This window comes from Novosphingobium acidiphilum DSM 19966 (genome assembly GCF_000429005.1).
Lineage (GTDB): Bacteria > Pseudomonadota > Alphaproteobacteria > Sphingomonadales > Sphingomonadaceae > Novosphingobium > Novosphingobium acidiphilum.
Map to the genome: position 1 here is coordinate 1 of NZ_AUBA01000012.1, position 21,933 is coordinate 21,933.

General features: G+C 64.2%; 19 protein-coding genes. 10 read left to right on the plus strand and 9 right to left on the minus strand.

All coding sequences use genetic code 11. The features are described from left to right. From G404_RS0111450 to G404_RS0111475, 6 genes are all read right to left on the minus strand, one after another. Positions 1-464, minus strand: a 464-nt coding sequence (locus G404_RS0111450; RefSeq protein ID WP_028641201.1) for an electron transfer flavoprotein subunit beta/FixA family protein, incomplete at its 3' end; no start/stop codon positions are given. A 127-nt stretch (positions 465-591) separates the two neighbouring features. Beyond that, entirely contained in the window at positions 592-2,613 is a 2,022-nt protein-coding gene (locus G404_RS0111455) for an acetyl-CoA carboxylase biotin carboxylase subunit (RefSeq protein WP_028641202.1), read from the minus strand. After that, the gene (locus G404_RS0111460) at positions 2,614-2,850 is read right to left on the minus strand and encodes a hypothetical protein (RefSeq protein ID WP_028641203.1); all 237 of its coding nucleotides are present in this window, start codon (positions 2,848-2,850) and stop codon (positions 2,614-2,616) included. It lies immediately after the preceding gene. 129 nt (positions 2,851-2,979) lie between these two features. After that, positions 2,980-5,118 carry a methylmalonyl-CoA mutase gene (scpA, locus tag G404_RS0111465; RefSeq protein ID WP_028641204.1) on the minus strand — a complete coding sequence of 713 codons (2,139 nt, stop codon included), beginning with the start codon at positions 5,116-5,118 and terminating at the stop codon, positions 2,980-2,982. Between the two features lies 1 nt (position 5,119). After that, entirely contained in the window at positions 5,120-5,557 is a 438-nt protein-coding gene (mce, locus tag G404_RS0111470; protein ID WP_028641205.1) for a methylmalonyl-CoA epimerase, read from the minus strand. Positions 5,558-5,729: 172 nt separating this feature from the next. Beyond that, complete coding sequence (locus G404_RS0111475; RefSeq protein ID WP_028641206.1) at positions 5,730-7,256, minus strand: acyl-CoA carboxylase subunit beta; 1,527 nt, start codon at positions 7,254-7,256, stop codon at positions 5,730-5,732. A gap of 112 nt (positions 7,257-7,368) precedes the next feature. Between G404_RS0111475 and G404_RS0111480 the strand changes: the two genes are divergently transcribed. The 4 genes from G404_RS0111480 (at position 7,369) to G404_RS0111495 (ending at position 9,895) form a co-directional block, all read left to right on the plus strand. Further along, entirely contained in the window at positions 7,369-8,778 is a 1,410-nt protein-coding gene (locus G404_RS0111480) for a helix-turn-helix domain-containing protein (protein ID WP_028641207.1), read from the plus strand. Between the two features lie 17 nt (positions 8,779-8,795). Further along, positions 8,796-9,182, plus strand: coding sequence for a hypothetical protein (locus G404_RS0111485; RefSeq protein ID WP_156906287.1), 387 nt, complete (start codon positions 8,796-8,798; stop codon positions 9,180-9,182). A gap of 25 nt (positions 9,183-9,207) precedes the next feature. Next, the gene (locus G404_RS0111490; protein WP_028641209.1) at positions 9,208-9,609 is read left to right on the plus strand and encodes a hypothetical protein; all 402 of its coding nucleotides are present in this window, start codon (positions 9,208-9,210) and stop codon (positions 9,607-9,609) included. Positions 9,610-9,688: 79 nt separating this feature from the next. Further along, positions 9,689-9,895 carry a hypothetical protein gene (locus tag G404_RS0111495; RefSeq protein ID WP_084601272.1) on the plus strand — a complete coding sequence of 69 codons (207 nt, stop codon included), beginning with the start codon at positions 9,689-9,691 and terminating at the stop codon, positions 9,893-9,895. 19 nt (positions 9,896-9,914) lie between these two features. Here G404_RS0111495 and G404_RS0111500 read toward each other — a convergent pair whose 3' ends face one another. After that, the gene (locus tag G404_RS0111500; protein WP_028641211.1) at positions 9,915-11,348 is read right to left on the minus strand and encodes a M20/M25/M40 family metallo-hydrolase; all 1,434 of its coding nucleotides are present in this window, start codon (positions 11,346-11,348) and stop codon (positions 9,915-9,917) included. 192 nt (positions 11,349-11,540) lie between these two features. Between G404_RS0111500 and G404_RS0111505 the strand changes: the two genes are divergently transcribed. Together G404_RS0111505 and G404_RS0111510 are read left to right on the plus strand one after the other, a co-directional pair. Next, positions 11,541-11,930 carry an SPRY domain-containing protein gene (locus tag G404_RS0111505; RefSeq protein ID WP_028641212.1) on the plus strand — a complete coding sequence of 130 codons (390 nt, stop codon included), beginning with the start codon at positions 11,541-11,543 and terminating at the stop codon, positions 11,928-11,930. A gap of 105 nt (positions 11,931-12,035) precedes the next feature. Then, the gene (locus G404_RS0111510) at positions 12,036-13,973 is read left to right on the plus strand and encodes a CocE/NonD family hydrolase (protein ID WP_028641213.1); all 1,938 of its coding nucleotides are present in this window, start codon (positions 12,036-12,038) and stop codon (positions 13,971-13,973) included. 46 nt (positions 13,974-14,019) lie between these two features. Here G404_RS0111510 and G404_RS0111515 read toward each other — a convergent pair whose 3' ends face one another. Then, positions 14,020-15,255: a M24 family metallopeptidase gene (locus G404_RS0111515; protein WP_028641214.1), complete on the minus strand. Its 1,236-nt coding sequence runs from the start codon at positions 15,253-15,255 to the stop codon at positions 14,020-14,022. 131 nt (positions 15,256-15,386) lie between these two features. On the opposite strand from G404_RS0111515, the gene G404_RS18890 reads away from it, so the two are divergent. Continuing rightward, positions 15,387-16,721 (plus strand): alpha-amylase family glycosyl hydrolase, encoded by a 1,335-nt coding sequence (locus G404_RS18890; protein WP_051280599.1) that lies wholly within the window; start codon positions 15,387-15,389, stop codon positions 16,719-16,721. 17 nt (positions 16,722-16,738) lie between these two features. On the opposite strand, the gene G404_RS18895 is transcribed toward G404_RS18890, so the two are convergent. Then, the gene (locus tag G404_RS18895) at positions 16,739-18,193 is read right to left on the minus strand and encodes a M28 family peptidase (RefSeq protein ID WP_036521225.1); all 1,455 of its coding nucleotides are present in this window, start codon (positions 18,191-18,193) and stop codon (positions 16,739-16,741) included. Positions 18,194-18,310: 117 nt separating this feature from the next. On the opposite strand from G404_RS18895, the gene G404_RS0111530 reads away from it, so the two are divergent. The 3 genes from G404_RS0111530 (at position 18,311) to G404_RS0111540 (ending at position 21,828) form a co-directional block, all read left to right on the plus strand. Continuing rightward, a complete protein-coding gene (locus G404_RS0111530; RefSeq protein WP_028641215.1) occupies positions 18,311-19,048 on the plus strand; it encodes a dienelactone hydrolase family protein in 738 nt (245 codons plus the stop codon). 100 nt (positions 19,049-19,148) lie between these two features. Continuing rightward, positions 19,149-19,811, plus strand: coding sequence for a PRC-barrel domain-containing protein (locus G404_RS0111535; RefSeq protein WP_028641216.1), 663 nt, complete (start codon positions 19,149-19,151; stop codon positions 19,809-19,811). Between the two features lie 64 nt (positions 19,812-19,875). Then, positions 19,876-21,828, plus strand: a complete 1,953-nt coding sequence (locus G404_RS0111540; RefSeq protein ID WP_028641217.1) for an oxidoreductase — start codon at positions 19,876-19,878, stop codon at positions 21,826-21,828. The last annotated feature ends 105 nt before the right edge of the window (positions 21,829-21,933 follow it).

The window sequence follows — 21,933 nt, forward strand, 5'->3', positions numbered from 1 at the left end:
ACCGTCACCACACCCTCGGCAACGCTGATTGCATTGGCAAACGTGCCCTGACCGCGACCCATCAGCGCCGCAATCATCTGCCCCGTCTGGTTGCTGTCGTCATCAATCGCCTGCTTGCCGGTGATGATCAGCCCGGGCGCTTCCTCGTCGGCAATCGCCTTGATGATCTTGGCCACCGCCAGCGGTTCGACTTCGTCATCGCTCTGTACCAGGATCGCCCGGTCCGCGCCCATCGCCAGCGCCGTGCGCAGCGTCTCGGTCGCCTTGGCCGGACCCACCGATACCACCACAACCTCGGTCACCGCACCCTTTTCACGCAGACGCAGCGCCTCTTCCACCGCGATCTCGTCAAACGGGTTCATGCTCATCTTCACGTTGGCAAGGTCAACTCCCGTGCCATCCGCCTTTACCCGCGGCTTCACGTTGTAATCGATCACCCGCTTTACCGTCACCAGCGCTTTCATGGGCTTCTTTCGCCTTTCGTTCGTGCTGCGCGCGCTCTAATTCGCGCTTACGTAAACGTCAACCCAACTTTGGGGCAGGTCAGCGCGGGCCACAGGGCCCATCGCTGCAGTGGCTCCGTCGTGCAACCTATTCCATTTCCAGAATAATCGCATCCACTGCCAGGCTGTCCCCGGCGCTGGCATTGACCAGCTTCACGGTCCCCGATTTTTCGGCGCGCAGGATGTTTTCCATCTTCATCGCCTCGACCACGGCCAGCGGTTGCCCCGCCTCGACCGAATCGCCGGGCCCGACGTGCAGCGCCACCAGCAGGCCAGGCATCGGGCAGATCAGGAATTTCGACAGATCGGGCGGGATCTTTTCGATCATGTGCGCCACCAGGGGCGCCACCCGCTGCGGCAGCACATCGACCCGATGGCTGGCCCCGCGCGTGGTCAGGTGGAACCCGGTGCGCAGCGCATCGACCTTTACCGTCAGCGCATCGCCGTCGATATCGGCGTGCACCAGCCGGTCGCCGGGGGTGTATTCCATGTCTATCCCGATCGCGGTGCCATCAACCGTGACAAGATCGGCCTGCAGTTCGACCGCAAAGCGTTCGCCATCGATCAGCACCGACCACGCCGCCGGCGGATCAAGCCGATCGCCCAGTTGCCCGTCGACCCGGCGCGCACGATCGGCGCGCGCAGTGGCGAGGAACCCGGCCATCGCGGCCAGACTGCGGCGCAGATCGTCCGATGCAGGCGCGCCGTGGAACCCGTCGGGATATTCCTCGGCGATGAACCCGGTGGTCAATGCGCCGCTGCGAAAGCGCGGATGCTGCATGATCGCGCTGACGAAATCGATATTGTGGCCCAGCCCTTCGATCTCGAACGCGTCGAGTGCGGCCACCTGCTTGTCGGCGGCTTCGTCGCGGGTTTCGCCCCAGGTGATCAGCTTGGCGATCATCGGGTCGTAAAACATCGACACTTCGCCGCCTTCGAACACGCCGTCATCGACCCGCACGCCGTCGATCCCGCGCCGGCCGTTCGCCGCACCGTCATCCTGCCAGCCCGGCACCGGCGGTTGATAGCGCACCAGCCGCCCGGTCGAAGGCAGGAACCCGCGATAGGGGTCTTCGGCATAGACGCGGTTTTCGATCGCCCAGCCGTCGATGCCGATATCGTCCTGGGCAAACGCCAGCTTCTCGCCTGCGGCGACGCGGATCATCTGTTCGACCAGATCGATCCCGGTGATCGCCTCGGTCACCGGATGTTCGACCTGCAGGCGGGTGTTCATTTCGAGGAAGTAGAAACTTTCGCCCGTAGGGTCGGCGCCCGACACGATCAGTTCGACCGTGCCGGCGGAATAATACCCCACTGCGCGCGACAGCGCGACGCACTGTTCGCCCATCGCGCGACGCATCTTGGGCGTCACGAACGGCGACGGCGCCTCTTCAACCACCTTTTGATGGCGGCGCTGGATCGAACATTCGCGTTCGTTGAGGTACACGATGTTGCCGTGCTGATCGCCCAGGATCTGGATTTCGATGTGGCGCGGGTTGAGGATGAATTTCTCGATAAACACGCGGTCGTCGCCGAATGAATTGAGCCCCTCGCGCTTGACCGCTTCAAACCCTTCGCGCACGTCCTGTTCGGTATAGGCCAGCCGCATGCCCTTGCCGCCACCGCCGGCAGAGGCCTTCATCATCACCGGATAGCCGATCTCGGCCGAAATCCGCACCGCGTGTTCGGTGTTGTCGATTTCACCGACAAAGCCGGGGACGACATTGACGCCCGCCGCCTTGGCCAGCTTCTTCGATTCGATCTTGTCGCCCATCGCCGCGATCGCGTTGACCGGTGGCCCGACAAAGGCGATGCCTTCGTCGGCCAGCGCCTGGGCAAAGCTGGTGCGTTCGGACAGGAAGCCATATCCGGGATGGACCGCATCGGCCCCGGTCGCCTTGCACGCGGCGATGATCGTGTCGGCGATCAGGTACGACTGCGCCGCGGGCGCGGGGCCGATATGCACCGCCTCATCCGCCATGCGCACAAACGGCGCACGCGCGTCGGCATCGGAATAGACCGCCACGGTGGCGATACCCATCCGGCGCGCGGTCTTGATCACGCGGCAGGCAATCTCGCCCCGGTTGGCAATGAGGATTTTCTTGAACATTTATCTGTTCACTTTGCGAGTGTGATAGAGGACATAGACAAGCGAAACGGTTGAAAATGATGCCAGCCAGATCATGATTTTGATGCCCGGTGCATACAGTTCGCGACAGGCGCCGGTCTCGGGAAAATAGTTCGTATTTATATCGAACGGTACGCCGAATTCGAGAGCATAGACCCCGCAGGCAACCAGGCTCGTCACGATCCCCAACGCCAGAATGATTGACAGCGACCTGATCACGTCATGCCCCCTTATCTGTCGCCCCAGGCATGACCCGGGGTCCTGCTTTCCGGCGAGGCGGGACAAAGCAAGCGGACCGCGGGTCAAGCCCAAGGTGACGAGATGCAAGGGAACGGGACAGCCGCACATCTATTCGGCTGCATCCAGTTCTTCGCCGGCGGGCGGCATGTTGTGGCCCAGCAGGCGCAGCACGTCGGCGGCGCATTCGACCACGTTCGATCCGGGGCCATAGATGCCCTGCACCCCGGCTTCTCGCAGGAATTCGTAATCTTGTGGCGGGATAACGCCGCCTGCCACCACCTTGATATCGGCGCGGCCGGCTGCGCGCAGGCGGTTGATCAGTTCGGGCACCAAAGTCTTGTGACCGGCCGCCAGTGACGACGCGCCCACAGCATCGACATCGTTGTCGAGCGCCAGCTTTGCCGCCTCTTCCGGGGTCTGGAACAAGGGCCCGCTGGTCACGTCAAAGCCCATGTCGCCAAACGCGCTGGCGATCACATTGGCGCCGCGATCATGGCCATCCTGGCCCATCTTGGCGACCAGCATGCGCGGGCGGCGACCCAGCCGGCGGCTGACCGCGGCCACACCGTCGAGCACCTGGTTATACCGCGCATCGCCTTCATACGCCGCGCCATAGACACCTTTGACCGGGGTCGGGAACGTGCCGTGGCGGCCGAACACCAGTTCCATCGCATCGGAAATTTCACCCAGCGTGGCACGGTGGCGCGCCGCCTCTACCGCGAGTTCGAGCAAGTTGCCGGTGCCGCGCGCACCTTCGGTCAACGCTGCGAGCGCCGCGCGGCATCGGGCTTCGTCGCGGGTTTCGCGCACCATTTTCAGCCGCGCGATCTGCCCTTCGCGCACCGCGTGGTTGTCGATGTCGAGCGTGTCGAGCGTGTCTTCGCTGGCCAGCCGGTACTTGTTGACACCCACGATCACGTCTTCGCCGCGATCGACGCGCGCCTGGCGACCGGCGGCGGCCTCTTCGATCATCGCCTTGGGCCAGCCAGCGGCCACAGCCTTGGCCATGCCGCCTTCGGCGTCGACGCGTTCGATGATCGTCCAGGCCTGATCGACCAGTTGCTGGGTCAGCGATTCAATGTAGTACGACCCGCCCAGCGGATCGACCACGTTGCACATGCCGGTTTCTTCCTGGATCACGATCTGCGTGTTGCGCGCGATGCGCGCGGAAAAATCGGTGGGCAGGGCGATTGCCTCGTCCAGCGCATTGGTGTGCAGCGATTGCGTGCCGCCCAGCATCGCCGCCATCGCTTCGATCGTGGTGCGGATGACGTTGTTGTAGGGGTCTTGTTCCTGCAAGCTGACGCCCGAGGTCTGGCAATGCGTACGCAGCATCTTGCTGCGTTCGTCGGCTGCACCCAGTTGCGTCATCACGCGGTGCCACAACACGCGCGCGGCACGCAGCTTGGCGACTTCCATGAAGAAATTCATGCCGATCGCGAAAAAGAACGACAGCCGCCCGGCGAACGTGTCGATGTCGAGCCCGCTGGCGACCCCGTATTTCACATATTCCATGCCGTCGGCGATGGTGAACGCCAGTTCCTGCACTTGGGTCGCACCGGCCTCCTGCATGTGATAGCCGGAGATCGAGATCGAGTTGAACTTGGGCATTTCGCGGCTGGTATAGCCAAAGATGTCCGAGATGATCCGCATGCTCGGCTCGGGCGGGTAGATATAGGTGTTGCGGACCATGAACTCCTTGAGGATGTCGTTCTGGATCGTGCCGTCGAGCAGCCGCCGATCAACGCCCTGTTCCTCGCCTGCGACGATAAAGAACGCCAGGATCGGGATCACCGCGCCGTTCATGGTCATCGACACCGACATCTGATCGAGCGGGATGCCGTCGAACAGGATCTTCATGTCTTCGACGCTGTCGATCGCCACGCCGGCCTTGCCGACATCGCCGACCACGCGCGGGTGATCGCTGTCATAGCCGCGATGCGTGGCCAGATCGAACGCCACCGACAGGCCCTTTTGCCCGGCGGCAAGATTGCGGCGATAAAACGCGTTCGATGCCTCGGCGGTCGAAAACCCGGCGTATTGCCGGATTGTCCAGGGCCGCCCGGCATACATGCTGGCGCGCACACCACGGGTGAACGGCGCAAAGCCGGGCAGGCCGGGATCGGTTTCCACATCGGCGGCCGTGTACAGCGGTTTGACCGCGATGCCTTCGGGCGTGTGCCAGGTCAGGTCCTTGCCCTTGACCTCTTTGGCCGCCAGCTTTGCCCAATCGTCGATATCGGCCATCTTAGGGATGTCCCTTTGGTGTTTCCATGATTTCGGTCAGTTGGCCGCCCATGTCGCGCGGGTGGACAAAGAAAATCAGCGTGCCGTGCGCGCCGATGCGCGGTTCGCCGAGCACTTTCTTGCCCTTGCTTTCAAACCACGACTTCGCGGCGTGGATGTCGGGCACTTCGTAACACACGTGGTGCTGCCCCCCCATCGGGTTCTTTTCAAGCCATTTGCCCACCGCACTGTCGGCCTGCGTCGGCTGCAACAGTTCGATCTGCGTGCCCGCGGTGCCCTTCTCGCCAGGAGTGTTGACGAAGCATACGCGCACCATTTGCGATTCCAGCACGAATGGTTCGGTAATATCGGTGGCGCCCATGACATCGCGGTAAAACGCGATCGCAGCGTCGAGATCGGGCGTTGCCACGCCGATGTGGTTCAGGCGTCCCAGTTTCATGCGGGGCATCTCCAGATCAATTCAAACGTCCGCTCATCCTGAGCTTGTCGAGGGATGCGTGCCAAGCGTTGCCCCAGGACCGGCCCTCGCGCGCATGCTTCGACAGGCTCAGCACGAGCGGGGGTGGGGACTGGGGCACAGGTGTAACTTGGCATCGCGCGCGTTCCAGCCCTCACAACGGAATGTTGTCGTGCTTCTTCCACGGGTTTTCCAACGCCTTGTGCCGCAATTTCCGCAAACCCAGGGCGATGCGGCGGCGCGTCGAATGCGGGTGGATCACTTCATCGACAAAACCCTTGCTGGCCGCGACGAACGGGTTGGCAAAGCGGTCCTCGTATTCCTTGACCTTTTGCGCCTGTTCTTCGCCCGAAAGCCCGCGGAAAATGATTTCGACCGCGCCCTTGGCGCCCATCACCGCGATTTCAGCGGTGGGCCAGGCATAGTTGAGATCGCCGCGCAGGTGCTTGCTGGCCATCACGTCATAGGCCCCGCCATAGGCCTTGCGCGTGATCACGGTGATCTTGGGCACGGTCGCCTCGGCATAGGCAAACAGCAGCTTGGCACCGTGCTTGATGATGCCGTTATGCTCTTGCGCGGTGCCGGGCAGAAACCCGGGCACATCGACAAACGTCAGGATCGGGATTTCAAAGGCATCGCAGAACCGCACGAACCGTGCGGCCTTTTTCGACGAATTGATGTCGAGCACGCCGGCCAGCACCAGCGGCTGGTTGGCGACCACGCCGACGGTGCGCCCTTCGATGCGGCCGAACCCGCACAGGATATTGCCCGCGTGTCTGGGCTGGATTTCAAAGAAATCGCCCTCGTCCAGAACTTTGCGGATCACTTCGTGCATGTCGTAGGGCTGCGCCGCCGACGCCGGGATCAGCGTATCGAGGCTGTCGTCCAGCCTGTCCCACGGATCGCTGCTGGGCCGCACCGGCACGCCGGTCTGGTTGGTCAGCGGCAGGAAATCGAACAGTTCGCGCGCCGCCAGCAGCGCATCGATATCGTTTTCGCAGGCAAGATCGGCGACCGAGGTCTTGGTGGTGTGCGTGACTGCGCCGCCCAGTTCCTCTTGCGTGACGATTTCGTTGGTCACCGTCTTGACCACATCGGGCCCGGTGACGAACATATAGCTGGAATCCTTCACCATGAAGATGAAGTCGGTCATCGCCGGCGAATAGACCGCCCCGCCCGCGCACGGCCCCATGATCAGCGACAGCTGCGGCACCACGCCCGAGGCAAGCACATTGCGCTGGAAAATCTCGGCATAGCCGCCCAGGCTTGCCACGCCCTCCTGGATGCGCGCGCCACCTGAATCGTTCAGGCCGATCACCGGCGCGCCGACTTTCATCGCGGTGTCCATGATCTTGCAGATCTTCATCGCGTGGCGTTCGGACACTGCGCCGCCAAACACCGTGAAATCCTGCGAAAACACAAACACCAGCCGCCCGTTGATGGTGCCCGAACCGGTCACCACCCCATCGCCCGGAATCACCGTGTCGGGCATGCCGAAATCCACGCAATTGTGTTCGACATAGGCGTCGGTTTCTTCGAAGCTGCCTTCGTCGAGCAGGATTTCAAGCCGCTCGCGCGCGGTCAGCTTGCCCTTGGCGTGCTGGGCGTCGATGCGGCGCTGGCCCCCGCCCAGGTGCGCGGCGGCGCGGCGCTTTTCCATTTCGGCGATGTTGGCGGACATGCAACGATCCTCAAAATACACGACTGAGCGCGGATTGACGGATTGCGCCGCGCAAGTCCAATGTTAATCTGCAAAGTTGCAAACCCGAACTTTGCAAAGAAGGGCCCGAATGATGAGCGTGCGCCAGCGTCTGTTTGCCGGCAAGCCGTTGCGCACCTTGCGCGAACGGCGCGGTTTGCGACAGGTCGAAATGGCCGCCACGCTGGGGATCAGCGCCAGCTATCTGTCGCAGCTGGAAAACGACGAGCGCCACCTGACCCCGGCGCTGACCGATGGGCTGCGCGCCGCGTTTCCGCTCGACTGGGCCGATCTGGCGCCCACCGGCGGCGATGCGCTGACCGCGGCGCTGCACGAGGCGCTGGCCGATCCGCATGTAGCCGGTGACTGGCCCGGCGAAGCGGTGGAACGGCTGGTGCGGCAATTTCCCGGTTTTGCCGATGCGTTTGTGCGGCTGCACGCCCTGCACACCCAGACCCGGCTGCGGCTCGACATGCTGGATGAAACAATCGGCACCAGCCTGGCCGCGGGCGGCCGCCTGCCGTGGGAAGAGGTGCGCGACTGGTTCCACAATGCCAACAATTATGTCGATGCGCTGGACCGCGAGGCCGAGGCACTGGCCGCGCAAATCGCCGGCCCCGATCTCAGCCCGCGGGTGCAGTCGATGCAGGGCTGGCTGCGCAGCCATGGCGTATCGGTTGCGTGGACCAGCGGCGGCGCGATGCGGCATTACGACGCGGCGCGCGCGCACCTCGATCTCGATTCGAACCAGCCGATCGAAAGTGGGCGCTTCCAGTTGGCCTATCAGGTGGCGGCGCTCGCGCTGTCGGGCACGATTGCCGATATTGTCGACGCCTCTGCGCTGCAAAGCGATGCGGCACGACACCTGCTGGCCATCGGGCTTGGCAACTATGCCGCGGGCGCCTTGCTGATGCCGTACGAGCAGTTCCGCACTGCGGCGCGCGATCTGCGCCACGATGTCGACCGGTTGCGACTGATGTTTCACACCAGTTTCGAACAATGCTGCCACCGCCTGTCGACCCTGCAACGGCCGCGCGCGCGCGGCATCCCGGTCTATTTCTGCCGCGTCGACATGGCGGGCAACGTGACCAAGCGCCATTCGGCCACCCGCCTGCAATTCGGCCGGTTTGGCGGCGCCTGCCCGTTGTGGATCGTGCACGAGGCGGTGGCGATTCCCGATCGCATCCATGTGCAATTGGCGCAGATGCCCGATGGCATCCGCTATGTCTCGATCGCCAAGGGCCTGGTCAAGCCATCGGGCAGCTATTACCGGCCGCCGCGCCGTTACGCGGTGGCGCTGGGCTGCGAGGCGACGCATGCCGATGAATTCATCTATGCCGACGGGCTGAACCTGTCATCGGACGATGCGGTCGCCAAAATCGGCGCCTCCTGCCGCATCTGCCCGCGCGACAGTTGCGACCAGCGCGCCTTTCCCCCCAGCGACAAGGCGATCGACGTCGATCCGGCGCGCCGCGATCTGGTGCCCTATCGCATCGTGGGCTAGCGCGCGGGAAATACCGTTTGACGCCCCTGCACGGCCTGCGCATATTTCAAATACACCCACAATATGCGAGCCAGACCGCGATGACGCCGCCGCTGATCAGTTTCGCTTTGGCCTTGACGTACAAGATATTCATCTTGTTGACCGGGCTATGTTTTGCGTATTTCGGCTTCAGGCTTTTCTTGGCAGACAAAACTGCCAATGCCGGCGATCTGTCGTTCAAGTATGACAAATACCTGCTTAACGTCAAAGGTGGCGCGCCGGGGCTGTTCTATTCGCTGTTTGGCGCGATCCTGATCATCGTTTCGATCGTAAAGGGGATTCATTATGACAACGATGAAACCGGCCCCGTGGCACCGTCGCCCGGCCCGTCTGCGGTCGTATTGCCCGATCACCCCCCGCAATAGCCGTGCGCGGCTTGCCGGTTCCGCAGTGGCGTTGCTGTTGAGCGCTTTGGCGGGTGCCGCCCCGGTTGCGGCGCAGGCAGCGGACGATCCCAGGGCCGGCAGCATCTACGATGCCGCCCTGCGCGATTGGAACATGGGCGATTGTGCCCGGGCCATACCGCTGTTGCGCCAATATCAGACGATGGCCCGGCTCAATTTGCGCGGCCATCCCGAATTTGCAAAACGGGTCCAGGACGCGATCGACCGGTGCCCGGCGCAGTTTGCCGGCACGCATCGTTCGCACACGGCTGTCGCTGCCGCGGCGCTGGATGCTTCTGACCTGCGCGACGATGCCGCCACGAACAGGCCTGCTCCGGCGGCCCGCAGCGCACCGACGCTGCCGCTTCATCCGCCTGGCGACGACGATGACGGCGATGGTCGGGAATAGGCCGTCGATACCGGCACGATCACCGCTATCCACAACCGTCGGATGGACAGGCCTGACCGCGCGCCGCTAGGTGCGTCGCATGGGTATCACAACAACAATCATGAACACCGTCACCGGCCGGCCGATCCAGAAAATGACCTTTGGCCGCATGCCAAAGCCATGGGCCAGCTTCAATCTTGAAACCGGTGAACTGGTCACCGCCGAACGCATCGACATTGGCAAACCCGCCCAGGGAAAGGTGGTAACCCCGATCGAAGTATGGGTGACATTGAAGCCAAAAGGCTGAAAGGCGTACGCGGCCTGCCTCAGTGCGAGGCGTAGTCGCGCACCAGTTCGTTCAGGAAATCGCGCCCGGTATAGACCGCCTTTACAATAGCGCGCTCGTTCAGGCCGTGGACGCCATTGCCATCCGGATTGCTGTAAAGACCGGGCGGGCCATAGGACGGGATGCCGATGGCTTCCAGAAACACGCCGTCGGTGGCGCCGGCCGACATGGCCGGCACCAGCGGAACGCCGGGATAGTATTTGGCGACCAGCCGTTCGGCCGGTCCGACGATCCTGGGATCGAGCGGCGGGGGCACCGCATCGGGGCCGCGCAGATCGGTACGTTTCACCGTCATGCGCGGGTCGGCGATCGCCGATTCCAGCGCGGCCCGCACCGCTTCGCCCGATACGCCGGGAAAGATGCGGCAATTCACATTGGCCCCGGCGCGTTGCGGCAGCGCGTTGTTGGCATGGCCGCCATCGATCAGCGTGGCCACGCACGTGGTGCGCAGGATCGCGTGATAGGCGCGGTCGGCGCTGACCACCGCCTCTGCCGTCTTGAACGCGGCGCTGTCTTGCGGGGTGCTGGCGATCGTCATCATTGCCTTGCCCAGTTCATCGCCGCGCGCAGCGCCGGCCTTGGCGAAAAAGGCGCGGGTGGTGTCGGTCATCTGCACCGGGAATTCAAAGGCGCGCAGTTTGATCAGCGCGTCGGCCAGTTCATAGATCGCGTTGTCGCGGATCGGGATCGAAGAATGGCCGCCCGCGTTTGTCGCCTCGATCCGGTAATTGACCGGGGTCTTTTCACCCACGTGCAGCGTTTCGGCCAGCACTTTGCCGTGGCCATCGGTGCGCCCGCCGCCACCTTCGTTCAGCGCGAATTCGGCCGCGATCAGGTCGGGGCGGTGTTCGCTCAGCCATTGCGCGCCATTGAACGCGGTGCTGGTTTCCTCACCACAGGTCAGCGCCAGTTTCAGCGTGCGTTTCAGATGGGTGCCGTCGCGCTTCAGCCGGCTCATCAGGTCGATCCAGATGGCGTCCATCGCCTTCATGTCGCTGGTGCCGCGGCCATAGAAATAGCCGCCCTCCTCGATCAGCGTATAGGGATCGCGGGTCCAGTCTTCGCGTTTGGCCACGACCACGTCGATATGGCCGAGCAGCAGGATCGCCTTGAGCGATTTCAATGTGCCGGGCAACACCACCACCAGTCCGCCCTCTGTGGGGTGGTCGGGCACCGCAAACCGCGTGATATCGGCATCGCCATAGCCGGCGGCGCGCAAATGCCGCTCGACCTTGTCGGCCAACAGCGTGCACGAACCGGTGGTGACCGAGCTGTCGGTTTCCACCAGTTCCTTGTACAGCGCGCGGAACTCCGACTGGTCAGGGCGCAGCGTGTCCTGCGCCTGTGCAGTGCTGCCCAGCCACAGTCCGGCCAGCGCGGTTGCCGCGGCCAGGATTGCCTTGCCTGAAATCATCGCCCCACTCCTTTGGCGCCAATTCGGACGCACTGTGCCGTTTCAGCAGGATTTACCCATGATGTGAAGGGTTGGGTGAAGAAGGGCTGAAACATCTGCCAACCAGCGCGCCCCAATTTGGCGATGCTGCAACAATTTCGGCCGCCCGGCGTTGTAGCACCAGTAGGACAACATTTGGGAAGAGATGCAACCATGAAACATGCGATGATGATTTCGCTGCTGGCCATGACCAGCATACCGCTTGCCGCCTGCGCCGGCGGGTATGGCATGCAGGTCGGGTATGACGCGTCGACGCCGTACGAATATGACGGCTGGTACGACGGATCTTACGGCCCGATCTATGACGGGTATTGGGGCGATGACGGCTATTTCTATTACCGCCACAACGAAGGCGAAGGTGCCTATGTGCGCGGCGATCGCGACCATTTTGCGCGCCAGGCGCCGCAGGGCCCGCACAATTATCAGCACGTTCACGGCATGACCACACCGCGCCAGGGTATCGCTGCTCCGCACTTTCCCCACATGGGCGGGCACGGCGGCGGCGGTGGTGGCGGCCACGGCGGCCATGACGGACACCGCTAGAACAACGCGCAGACACGGGGGCCACGCGCCCCCGTGCACAGCCAAAGATCACGCTCGTTCGGCCATGGCTTGAGCGTGGCGGGCTTTTGTCCGATAGCTGCGGCCATGATCAAACCGACCACGACCCTCGCCGCGATTGCGCTGTCCGCAACCATGCTGCCCGCAGTAGCGCCTGCACAGCCTGCGGCGGCAACCGCACAGCCAGCGCCGATCACCGCGATGACCCCCGACGTGGTCGACACATATGCCCCCGTCCTGCCCGAGGCGGATTACATCCTGCGCGAGGTGATGGTGCCGATGCGCGACGGGACCAAGCTGTACACCGCAATCGTCATGAAAAAGGGCACAAGCCACGCGCCGATCGTGCTGTGGCGTTCGCCCTATAACGCGCATGGCGACATAACCCGCACGCACAGCACCAGGCTGATCGACCTGATCCCCGCGATGGATGCGCCGTTGGTCGAAGATGGCTATATTCGCGTCTATCAGGACATTCGCGGGTTGCACCGGTCCGAAGGTCAGTTTGTGATGAACCGCCCGCTGTCCGGGCCGTTGAACCCGACCGGGATCGATGAAACGACCGACGCCTACGACACGATCGACTGGCTGGTCAAAAATGTGCCCGAAACCAACGGCAAAGTCGGCATTCTGGGGTCATCCTACCTGGGCTTCACCACCCTGATGGCCGAAATCAACCCGCACCCCGCGCTCAAGGCCGCCGTGGCGGAAAGCCCGATGGTCGATGGCTGGATGGGCGACGACTGGTTTCACAACGGCGCGTTCCGAGTCAGTGCGCTCGATTATGCGCTGGGCGAAAGCACGGGCAAGGCCGACGCCGACGCGGCCATTCCGCATGGCGGCGGCGATGACTACACACGGTACCTGGCGGCGGGATCGATCGGCGATTATGCCCGGCACTATGGTGTGGACGGCGTGCCGTTCGTGCGCAAGCTGATGGAAAACCCGGCCTATACCGCGTTCTGGTCGCAGCAGGCGGTGGACAAGCTGATGGCCGTGCGCCCGCTGACCGTGCCGACCATGCTCGAGGTGGGCCAGTGGGACCAGGAAGACAGCTATGGCGCGCCTGCGGTCTATCGCGCGCTCAAGTATCAGCCGGGGCGCGCGCCCTTGTCGCTGGTGATCGGGCCGTGGCGCCATTCGGGCGCCAACCATTATGGCTATGACCTGGGCGCGCTGACCTTTGCCGGTGATACCGCCGCGCAATGGCGGCGCGACTGGATGAAGCCGTTTCTCGACCACTGGCTGAAAGATGCGCCCGACCCGCACACGCCGGCCGCGATCACGTATGCCACCGGCATCGACCGGTGGGAACAATCGCCGCGCTGGCCAATGGGCACGATGACGCCCTATTACCTTGGGCCCGACCAGGGCGCGGGCTTTGCCGCACCCGCCGCGACCGGCAGCGTGTCATGGACCTCGGACCCGGCCAAGCCGGTGCCATTTGTGCCGCGCCCGATCAATCTGGGCAACAACGCACAATGGACCACCTGGCTGGTGCGCGATCAACGGTTTGTGACCGGGCGGCCCGATGTTGTTACGTTCACCGGCGCGGCGCTGAGCAAACCGGTGCACCTGATGGGCGCACCCGCGGTCGATATCTATCTTGCGACCAGCGGCACCGACGCCGACGTGGTGGTCAAACTGATCGACATCTATCCCGATGATCAGCCAGAGGCGGGATCGCCGGGCGCCAGGCCGTCGATGGCCGGATACGAACTGCCGATCGGCATCGAGATATTTCGCGGCCGGTATCTGCACAGCTTTGCGCGTGCCGAACCGCTGAAGCCCGGGGTGTTCAACCGGTTCCGCTTTGCCCTGCCCAATGTCGATCACGTGGTGCTGCCCGGCCATCGCATCGCGGTGCAGGTGCAATCCAGCCTGTTCCCGCTGTACGACCGCAACCCGCAGACCTTTGTCCCCAATATCTTCGTGGCCAGGCCCGGCGATTACAAGGCGGCGACGATGCAGATCGGGTTCGGCGGCGCAACACCCAGCGCAATCGAACTGCCAATCGCGCCGTAACGCCCTGCCCCACCCCGCCGCGCGTGGGGGTGGGGCGGTGATGGCGTTATATCGGATCGTCGATTGACCGGGCCAGCGGCGTAAAGGTCTGCGGGCCGCGTTCGGTCATATGCCAGCAGTCTTCGAGCCGGATGCCGAATTCACCGGGACTATAAAGGCCCGGCTCGTCCGAAAAACACATACCCGGGGCCAGCGGCGTGGCATCGCCATGGACCAGATAGGGCGATTCATGACCGTCGAGGCCAATGCCGTGACCGGTGCGGTGCGACAGGCCGGGCAGGTGATAGCCGGGTCCCCAGCCTTCACGCGTGTAAAACGCGCGCACGGCATCGTCGATCGTGCCCACCGGAACGCCGATCCTGGCGGTTTCCAGCGCGATATCCTGACCCCGGCGCACCGTGTTCCACACTTTGCGCTGGCGCGGTGTCGGTTCGCCATAGACAAAAGTGCGCGAGATATCGGATTGATAGCCGTGCACCGCCGCGCCGCAGTCCATCAGCACCACCGTGCCTTCGCGCACCACTTGCGGCTGGCGCGAACCATGCGGATAGGCACTGGCTTCGCCCAGCAGGACCAGCGAGAATTCGCTGGGGCCGCCCAGCGCCGCCGAGGTCATATCCATCAGCCTGGCAATGTCGTTTTGCGTCATGCCCGCGGCGATCAGGCCGTGCACCTGCCGCATCGCGGCCAGCGTGATATCGTTGGCGCGCTGCAGCAGCGCCAGTTCGGCGGGTGACTTTATCTGGCGGCACCGGTTGACCAGCGCTTCGCCCGCCACGATGGCCGCATCGGGCATGGCGCGGCGCAGCGCATCGACGACAAAGAACCGTACCGCGCGGTCGACCGCGATCCGCGCTTGCGCCAGTTTGCGATCGGCCAGCACGCGCGCAATCAAGGCCGCGGGGCTTTCATCCTCGTTCCAGGGACGCACATCGGCGGCGATGCGCAGCGTTTCGCGCACGCTGGGTTCTTCGAACGCGGGCGTCACGACCAAGGCGTCGCCTTCGGCCGGAATCACGGCGGCAGTCACGCGTTCGGAGGTGTGCCATTCGATCCCGGTGAAATAGACCAGCCCCGATCCGGCCTCTACCACCAGCGCGCCGATCCCGGCGGCGCGCATCAGCGCCTGCAACCGTGCCACGCGCGCGGCGTGTTCGGCGGGCGTGATCGGTGCAACCGGCGGGCCGAAAGAAGGCATGTCGGCGGCGCGCGCCACCGGCCCCAGCAGGGCCAAGCCGGCGATTGCGGTGGTACCGCCCAGAAACTGCCGCTTTGAAAACATCGTATCCTCCGGGTTGTGTGCGGCACCGTGCCTGTGACCGCGCGCGCGATCAAGGCCCCGGCATGTATACGAATGCCGATCGCGCGCCACAGTCCGGCATTTGGCGCTAGGATCGCACCAACAGGCGGGAGATGACGATGCGGATGGGATCATGGCTGCTGGGTGCAGCGCTCGCGCTGGGGCAACCGGCATCGGCCGCCCCAGCGCTGCCCATGACCGCGGGCATCAGCGCGGTCGAACACCCGGCGTGGGCCGCGCATGCCACGATCTACGAAGTCAACATCCGCCAGTACACGCCGCAAGGCACGTTCCGCGCGTTTGAGGCGCATTTGCCGCGCCTGCGCCGCATGGGCATCGACGTGTTGTGGATCATGCCGATCAACCCGATCAGCAAGGACCAGCGCAAAGGCACGCTGGGCAGCCCGTATGCGGTCAGCGATTATCACGCGGTGAACCCCGAATTCGGCAATCTGGACGATTTTCGCCACCTGGTCAGGGCCGCGCATGCCCAGGGCTTCAAAGTGATCCTGGACTGGGTGGCCAACCACACCGGGTGGGACAATGTCTGGGTCACGCAGCACCCCGACTGGTATCTGCGCAATGCAAGCGGCGCGCTGGAAGGATACCATTACACCGACCTGTCCGACCACCATCAAGAGGTCTGGGCCGATGTGATCGGGCTGGATTATGCCAAGCCCGCCGTGCGCGCCGGGATGATCGAGGCGATGCGGTACTGGCTGGAACAGGCCGATGTCGACGGGTTCCGCTGCGACGTGGCGTGGACCATGCCGGTTGATTTCTGGGACCGCGTCCGCACCGAACTGTCCGCGGTAAAACCGGTATTCCTGCTGGCAGAGGCCGACACCCCCGAAATGCAGGGGCATGCCTTCGACATGACCTACGACTGGGCGCTGTATCACCTGTTGATCAAGGTGGCGCGCGGCCAGGCCGATGCGCGCGATCTGGCCCGGCTCTACACCGATCCGCAGCGCCGCTATCCGGCGGGCGCCTATCGCATGACCTTCACCAGCGACCATGATGAAAATTCGTGGAACGGCACCGATCGTGAACTTTACGGACAAGGCGCCGATGCCATGGCGGTGCTGGCCGCCACGCTGCCCGGCATGCCGCTGGTCTATTCGGGGCAGGAGGATGCGCTGGGCCGCCGGCTGAAATTCTTTGACCGCGATCCGATCACCTGGGGCACATTCGCGCGCGCCGCGTTCTATCGCCGGCTGATGGCGCTGAAACACGCGCACCCGGCGCTGAGCAACGATCTGCAACCGGGCAACCTGGTGCTGATCGACACCCCCAACCCCCACGTCTTTGCGTTCCGGCGGATCAAGGCCGCCGACCATGTGCGCGTGGCGGTCAACCTGTCGGCCAGCCCGGTGCACGTCACATTGCCCGGCGAACCGGCGTTCGATCTGCCGGGCTGGGGCTGGTCGATCAAGCCAAAGACGTAACCCGCACGGTCGCCGCGTTATCGCTTCAACGCGATGGGCGCGGGCAGATCGGCGGTTTCCTGCGTGACGCGATAGAAAAAGGCGTTGAAATCACGCGCGGCCTGCCAGTCGATCGGGGTCGACAGGTCGTCGGCGGGGTGGTGATAACGGTGTTTGTACCAATCGACATAGGCGGCCTGCGACCGGTCATCATAGGTCGCCAGCACAAAGCTGAGACCAGGCACCCCTTTGGCCATCAGCGGCCAGTTGTCCGACCGGCGCAGCAGATTGCGTTCGGGTTCCAGATCTTCCTGCACGTCAATGCCTTGCACGCCAGCCACATGGCGCACCACATCGCCCAGATTGCTTTCGTGCAGGCCATGCACCGTGATCCGTTTCAGCGGATAGAGCGGGCGGATCTGATCGAGATTGATGATCGCCGCGATGGATTTGAACGGCACTGTGGGATTATCGGCAAAGAATTTGGAACCCAACAGCCCTTTTTCTTCGCCGGTGAACACCGCAAACACCACGGGCCGGGCAAAGCCATGCCCGGCGCGCACTTGTGCCAGCCGTTCGAGCAGCGCGACATAGGCCGCATCGTCAAGCGCGCCGTTGTAGATGCCATCGCCATTGACCGGCTCGCCGTGGCCATAGCCATCGAGATGCGCGGCCACGATCACCACTTGACCGGCCAGTTTCGGATCGGTGCCGGGCAACAGACCCAGCACGTTGGCCGATTGCGTCTGGCTATGCGTGATAGTGATGGTCGCAACAAATTGACCCAGATCTGCATGCGCAAGATCGGCACCCGATGCCCCCTTGCCCAAGACCGATGAACCATCTGGCATGAGGCGGGCAAACGCCTCTGGATTGAGCGAGCCAGCCAGGAAGGGTTTTGGATAATAATCTGTTTTGAAAGTCACCGTGCGCGAATAGGCAAAGGGCCAGTGGATCGGTTCAGAGGCCAGCCCCGGTGCCGCAATCACCAGCATCCCTGCCGCGCCTGCTGCCTGCAAGGCCGCTGCCCGGTCAAAGCCCTTCAGCTGTGGCGGCGCTGGCGAACCATAGCAAATGACCAATTTGCCCGAAACGTCGATGATGTCGCCCGGCCCACACAGCCCCCGGAAAGTTGCGGATGCCGCCAATTGGAGTTGACGTGGGCCGTTGGGGGAAAGGCGCAACTCGCGATTGAGCAGCAAGGGCTTGCCGCCAAGCGTGATTGCGGAATGCGCCTCATCCACGCGCAGATCGTCGAACGCAATCGGCTGAAACCAGCCGCCGTTGTCGCCCACAGGTTTCAGCCCGGCATCGGCAAAGCGGCGCGCGACCAGTGCTGCGGCGCGGTCATAGGCGGCACTGCCGGTATCGCGCCCTTCCATCGCATCGCCCGACAATTCGGTGGTCAGCGCCCACCAGGCCCGTGTGTCGGGGTCGGCGGGTCCGGCATCGCCGGCCATGGCCGGGGCGGCCGCCGCCAGCGCCAGCAGCATTGCTGAAATTGATCCCGATACCCGCACTGCGTATGCTCCTTCGTCGCTGAGGGGGGTATGCGAAGCGGGGCAAATCATGGCAAGTTCCGATTTCCCCCCAATCCCGCAGGACCGATCATGCCCCATACCCAGACCCAGATTCCGACCGCCGAAGGCCTGTGCCCGGTTCATGTGCTGACGCCCGATGGGGCCGGGCCGTGGCCAGCCGTGATCTTCTACATGGACGGCCTTGGCATGCGACAGACGCTGATCGACATGGCGCAGCGGCTGGCCGACAATGGCTATGTCGTGCTGTTGCCCGACATGTATTACCGCTGGGGCGCCTATGACGCGTTGGTGCCGACCGAGGTTTTCAAAGGCGATTTTCGCGCCACGGTCGGCCCGATGATGGCCACCACCGGCAATGCCGCAGCCGCGCGCGATACCGCCGCGTTCCTGGCCTGGCTGGGCACCCATCCGCAGGTCAAAGGCAACCATGTCGGCACTGTCGGGTTTTGCATGGGCGGCGGCATGGCCTTGACCGCGGCGGGCACCTATCCCGACCGCGTGGTCGCCGCCGCCAGCTTTCACGGGGGGCGGCTGGTCACCGACGATCCGGCCAGCCCGCACCTGCTTGCCCCGCAGATCAAGGCCGAACTGTTGATCGCAGGCGCCGACAACGACGCCAGCTATCCCATGGAGATGCACCAGGCGCTGATCGCCGCGCTGGATGCGGCAGGCGTGCGCCATCACTCCGAAATCTACACCGGGGCGGCCCATGGCTGGATGAAGGCCGATTTCCCGGTTTACGACGCGGCGGCGGCCGAGCGCGGCTGGGCCGAAATGCTGGCGCTGTTTGCGCGAAATCTGGCCTGACCCGCACAGCACCGGGTTTGCCCCGACCACACCCGCCCGCTACGACGCGCGACCTTGCGCCGGATTGGCGCGTATTTTCCGATGCTTGCAGCACCCGGCGATGGCAGACACCCTGCGTGCAACCCACCTGTCGGCGATCGCCGGCAGGTCGGGATCCGGTTGGGAGAATGCGATCGTGCTGTGGAACGCGTCATCACTGCGGGGATATTCGGTGATGATCTCGGGCGAACAGGCCGGGACACTCCATGATTTCGCTTTGTCGGACAACGACTGGACGATTGCTGCGCTGGTGATCGAAACCGGATCGTGGCTGTCCAGCCGGCGGATCTGCGTGCCGGTTTCTGAATTCGGCCATCCCGTCGCCGAAACGCGCCAGATCCTGCTGTGCCTGAGCCAGGACCAACTGACCGCATTGCCCGATACCCCCCCCGGCAGCCCGCTGCGCCTGCTGGGCGCCATCGACCAGGCGGCGGTGGAAGGCAGCGATGCCAATGTCGGCCATGTGCTTGATTTCCTGGTTGATGCTCAGGCCTGGGCGGTGAAATATCTGGTGATCAATCCATCCGACTGGCTGTCGGACGACAAAGTGCTGATGCCGGTCGGAACCGTCGCCGCGCTGGACTTTGCGCAGGCCGCGCTGACCCTGAATGTGACACGCCAGTTCGTTCAGGACGGACCGCATTATGATCCGGCACAGACCGCCGACGGGGCTTACGACGAAAAATTCCTGACCTATTACGGCATCCGTTTCGTCCGGAAATAGTGCGCGGTTGCACGGGCTGCGAAAACCGCACAGGATCACGTTTCCTGTAGCTGCCCGGATCACCATGACCGCCCTGCCCCACCTGTTTGCGCCGATTACTTTGCGCAATCTGACCATCCGCAACCGCATCCTGTCGACCGGGCACGACACGACACTGCCGACTGCGTTTGTGCCCAACGACGCACTCGTCGCCTATCACCGCGCGCGCGCCGCAGGGGGCGCCGGGCTGATCGTGATGCAGGTGGCGGGCGTGCACGAAACCGCGCGCTATACCGCGCACCTGCTGATGGCGACGTCGGACGATTGCATTCCGGGCTATGCCCGCGTGGCCGGTGCCGTGCACGAACACGGCTGCGCGCTGTTTGCGCAGCTGTTCCATCCGGGCCGCGAAATCATGGAAAGCCAGGACGGCACCGCGCCGGTGGCCTATGCGCCCTCGGCGGTGCCCAACGAACGCTTTCACGTGATGCCGCGCGCGATGCCGGCCGCGATGATTGCCGAGGTGATTGCAGGCTATGCCGCCGCCGCGCACCGGCTCGAACGCGCGGGGCTCGACGGGGTGGAAGTGGTCGCCAGCCATGGCTATCTGCCCGCGCAGTTTCTGAACCCGCGGGTCAACCTGCGCAGCGATGCATGGGGCGGCGATGATGTCGCGCGGCGGCGTTTCCTTGACCAGGTGCTGGCCGCAATCCGCGCCGCTACCGGCCCCGATTTCGTCGTCGGCCTGCGCATCAGCGGCGATGAAAAGGACGCCGATGGCCTGAGTGCCGAAGAGGTCATGGCCACGCTGGTCGCGTTCGACGGCCGGTTCGATTATTACAACGTGACCGCTGGCACGTCGGCCGGTATCGGCAGCGCGATCAACATCGCCCCGCCGATGGCCGTGGCCCACGGCCATCTGGCCCCGTTGTCGGCCAGCATCAGGGCGCGCGTGACCACCCCGGTGTTCGTCGCAGGGCGGATCAACCAGCCGCAGGATGCCGAACGCATCCTGGCCAGCGGTGCTGCCGACATGGTGGGCATGACCCGCGCGCTGATCTGCGATCCCGACATGCCGGCCAAGGCGCGCGAAGGGCGGCTCGACGATATTCGCGCCTGCATCGCCTGCAACCAGGCGTGCATCGGCCATTTCCACATGGGCTATCCGATTTCGTGCATCCAGCATCCCGAAACCGGGCGCGAACTGACCTATGGCACGCCGGCGCCGACCCCCGCGCCGCGCCGTATCCTGATCGCGGGCGGCGGCCCTGCGGGGATGAAGGCCGCCGCGATGGCGGCTGCGCGCGGGCATCACGCGATCCTGTGCGAAGCGGGACGGCAGCTGGGCGGGCAGGCGCTGCTGGCGCAGATGCTGCCCACCCGCGCCGAATTCGGCGGCATCATCACCAACCTGGCGCGCGAAATGACGCTGGCCGGGGTAGAGGTGCGCACCAGCACCCGCGTCACGCGCGACCTGATCACGTCCATCGCGCCTGATGCCGTGGTGATCGCCACCGGTGCCGGTCCCCGCGCGCCGCAGATCGAGGGCGCACAGACCGGCCACGTGGTCAATCCGTGGCAGGTGCTGCGCAACGAAGTCAACGTCGGCGGATCGGTGCTGATCGCCGACTGGAGCCTTGACTGGATCGGCATGGGCCTGGCCGAAAAACTGGCCCGCGCCGGCTGCCGCGTGCGGCTGGCGGTTGATGGCTATATGGCCGGACAGCGCATCCACCAATATGTGCGCGACCTGTGGATCGGCACGCTGCACGATCTGGGCGTCGAAGTGATCCCCTATGCGCGCCTTTACGGCATCGACGGACAGACCGTCTATTGCCAGCACGCAACCAGCGGCGCGCCGATGCTGTTCGACGATGTCGACACGCTGATCACCAGCCTGGGCCACCACAGCATATGCGATCTGGACGATACCGTTGCCGACCTGGGCCTGGAATGCCACGTGATCGGCGATGCGCTGACGCCACGAACCGCAGAAGAGGCGGTGTTCGAGGGTCTGAAAGTGGGCGCCGTTATCTGACCGGCGTGGCCGCGCCCTGCGACACCATGATTTTCTGCATCGCGTAGGCCAGATTGTCCCGCTGGGTGCGTATCGGGCGATCCAGATAAATGTGATACATGGCGT

Coding starts and splice junctions, on each gene's coding strand:
- G404_RS0111475 (WP_028641206.1), bottom strand. CDS start 7,256: ATGTCCGCCAACATCGCCGAAATGGAAAAGCGCCGCGCCGCCGCGCAC.
- G404_RS0111515 (WP_028641214.1), bottom strand. CDS start 15,255: ATGTTTTCAAAGCGGCAGTTTCTGGGCGGTACCACCGCAATCGCCGGC.
- G404_RS18895 (WP_036521225.1), bottom strand. CDS start 18,193: ATGCTGCTGGCGCTGGCGGCGGCCGCCCCGGCCATGGCCGGCGATGCC.
- G404_RS0111480 (WP_028641207.1), top strand. CDS start 7,369: ATGAGCGTGCGCCAGCGTCTGTTTGCCGGCAAGCCGTTGCGCACCTTG.
- G404_RS0111540 (WP_028641217.1), top strand. CDS start 19,876: ATGACCGCCCTGCCCCACCTGTTTGCGCCGATTACTTTGCGCAATCTG.
- G404_RS0111535 (WP_028641216.1), top strand. CDS start 19,149: ATGGCAGACACCCTGCGTGCAACCCACCTGTCGGCGATCGCCGGCAGG.
- G404_RS0111510 (WP_028641213.1), top strand. CDS start 12,036: ATGATCAAACCGACCACGACCCTCGCCGCGATTGCGCTGTCCGCAACC.
- scpA (WP_028641204.1), bottom strand. CDS start 5,118: ATGGCCGATATCGACGATTGGGCAAAGCTGGCGGCCAAAGAGGTCAAG.
- mce (WP_028641205.1), bottom strand. CDS start 5,557: ATGAAACTGGGACGCCTGAACCACATCGGCGTGGCAACGCCCGATCTC.
- G404_RS18890 (WP_051280599.1), top strand. CDS start 15,387: ATGACGATGCGGATGGGATCATGGCTGCTGGGTGCAGCGCTCGCGCTG.
- G404_RS0111530 (WP_028641215.1), top strand. CDS start 18,311: ATGCCCCATACCCAGACCCAGATTCCGACCGCCGAAGGCCTGTGCCCG.
- G404_RS0111505 (WP_028641212.1), top strand. CDS start 11,541: ATGAAACATGCGATGATGATTTCGCTGCTGGCCATGACCAGCATACCG.
- G404_RS0111455 (WP_028641202.1), bottom strand. CDS start 2,613: ATGTTCAAGAAAATCCTCATTGCCAACCGGGGCGAGATTGCCTGCCGC.
- G404_RS0111500 (WP_028641211.1), bottom strand. CDS start 11,348: ATGATTTCAGGCAAGGCAATCCTGGCCGCGGCAACCGCGCTGGCCGGA.
- G404_RS0111495 (WP_084601272.1), top strand. CDS start 9,689: ATGGGTATCACAACAACAATCATGAACACCGTCACCGGCCGGCCGATC.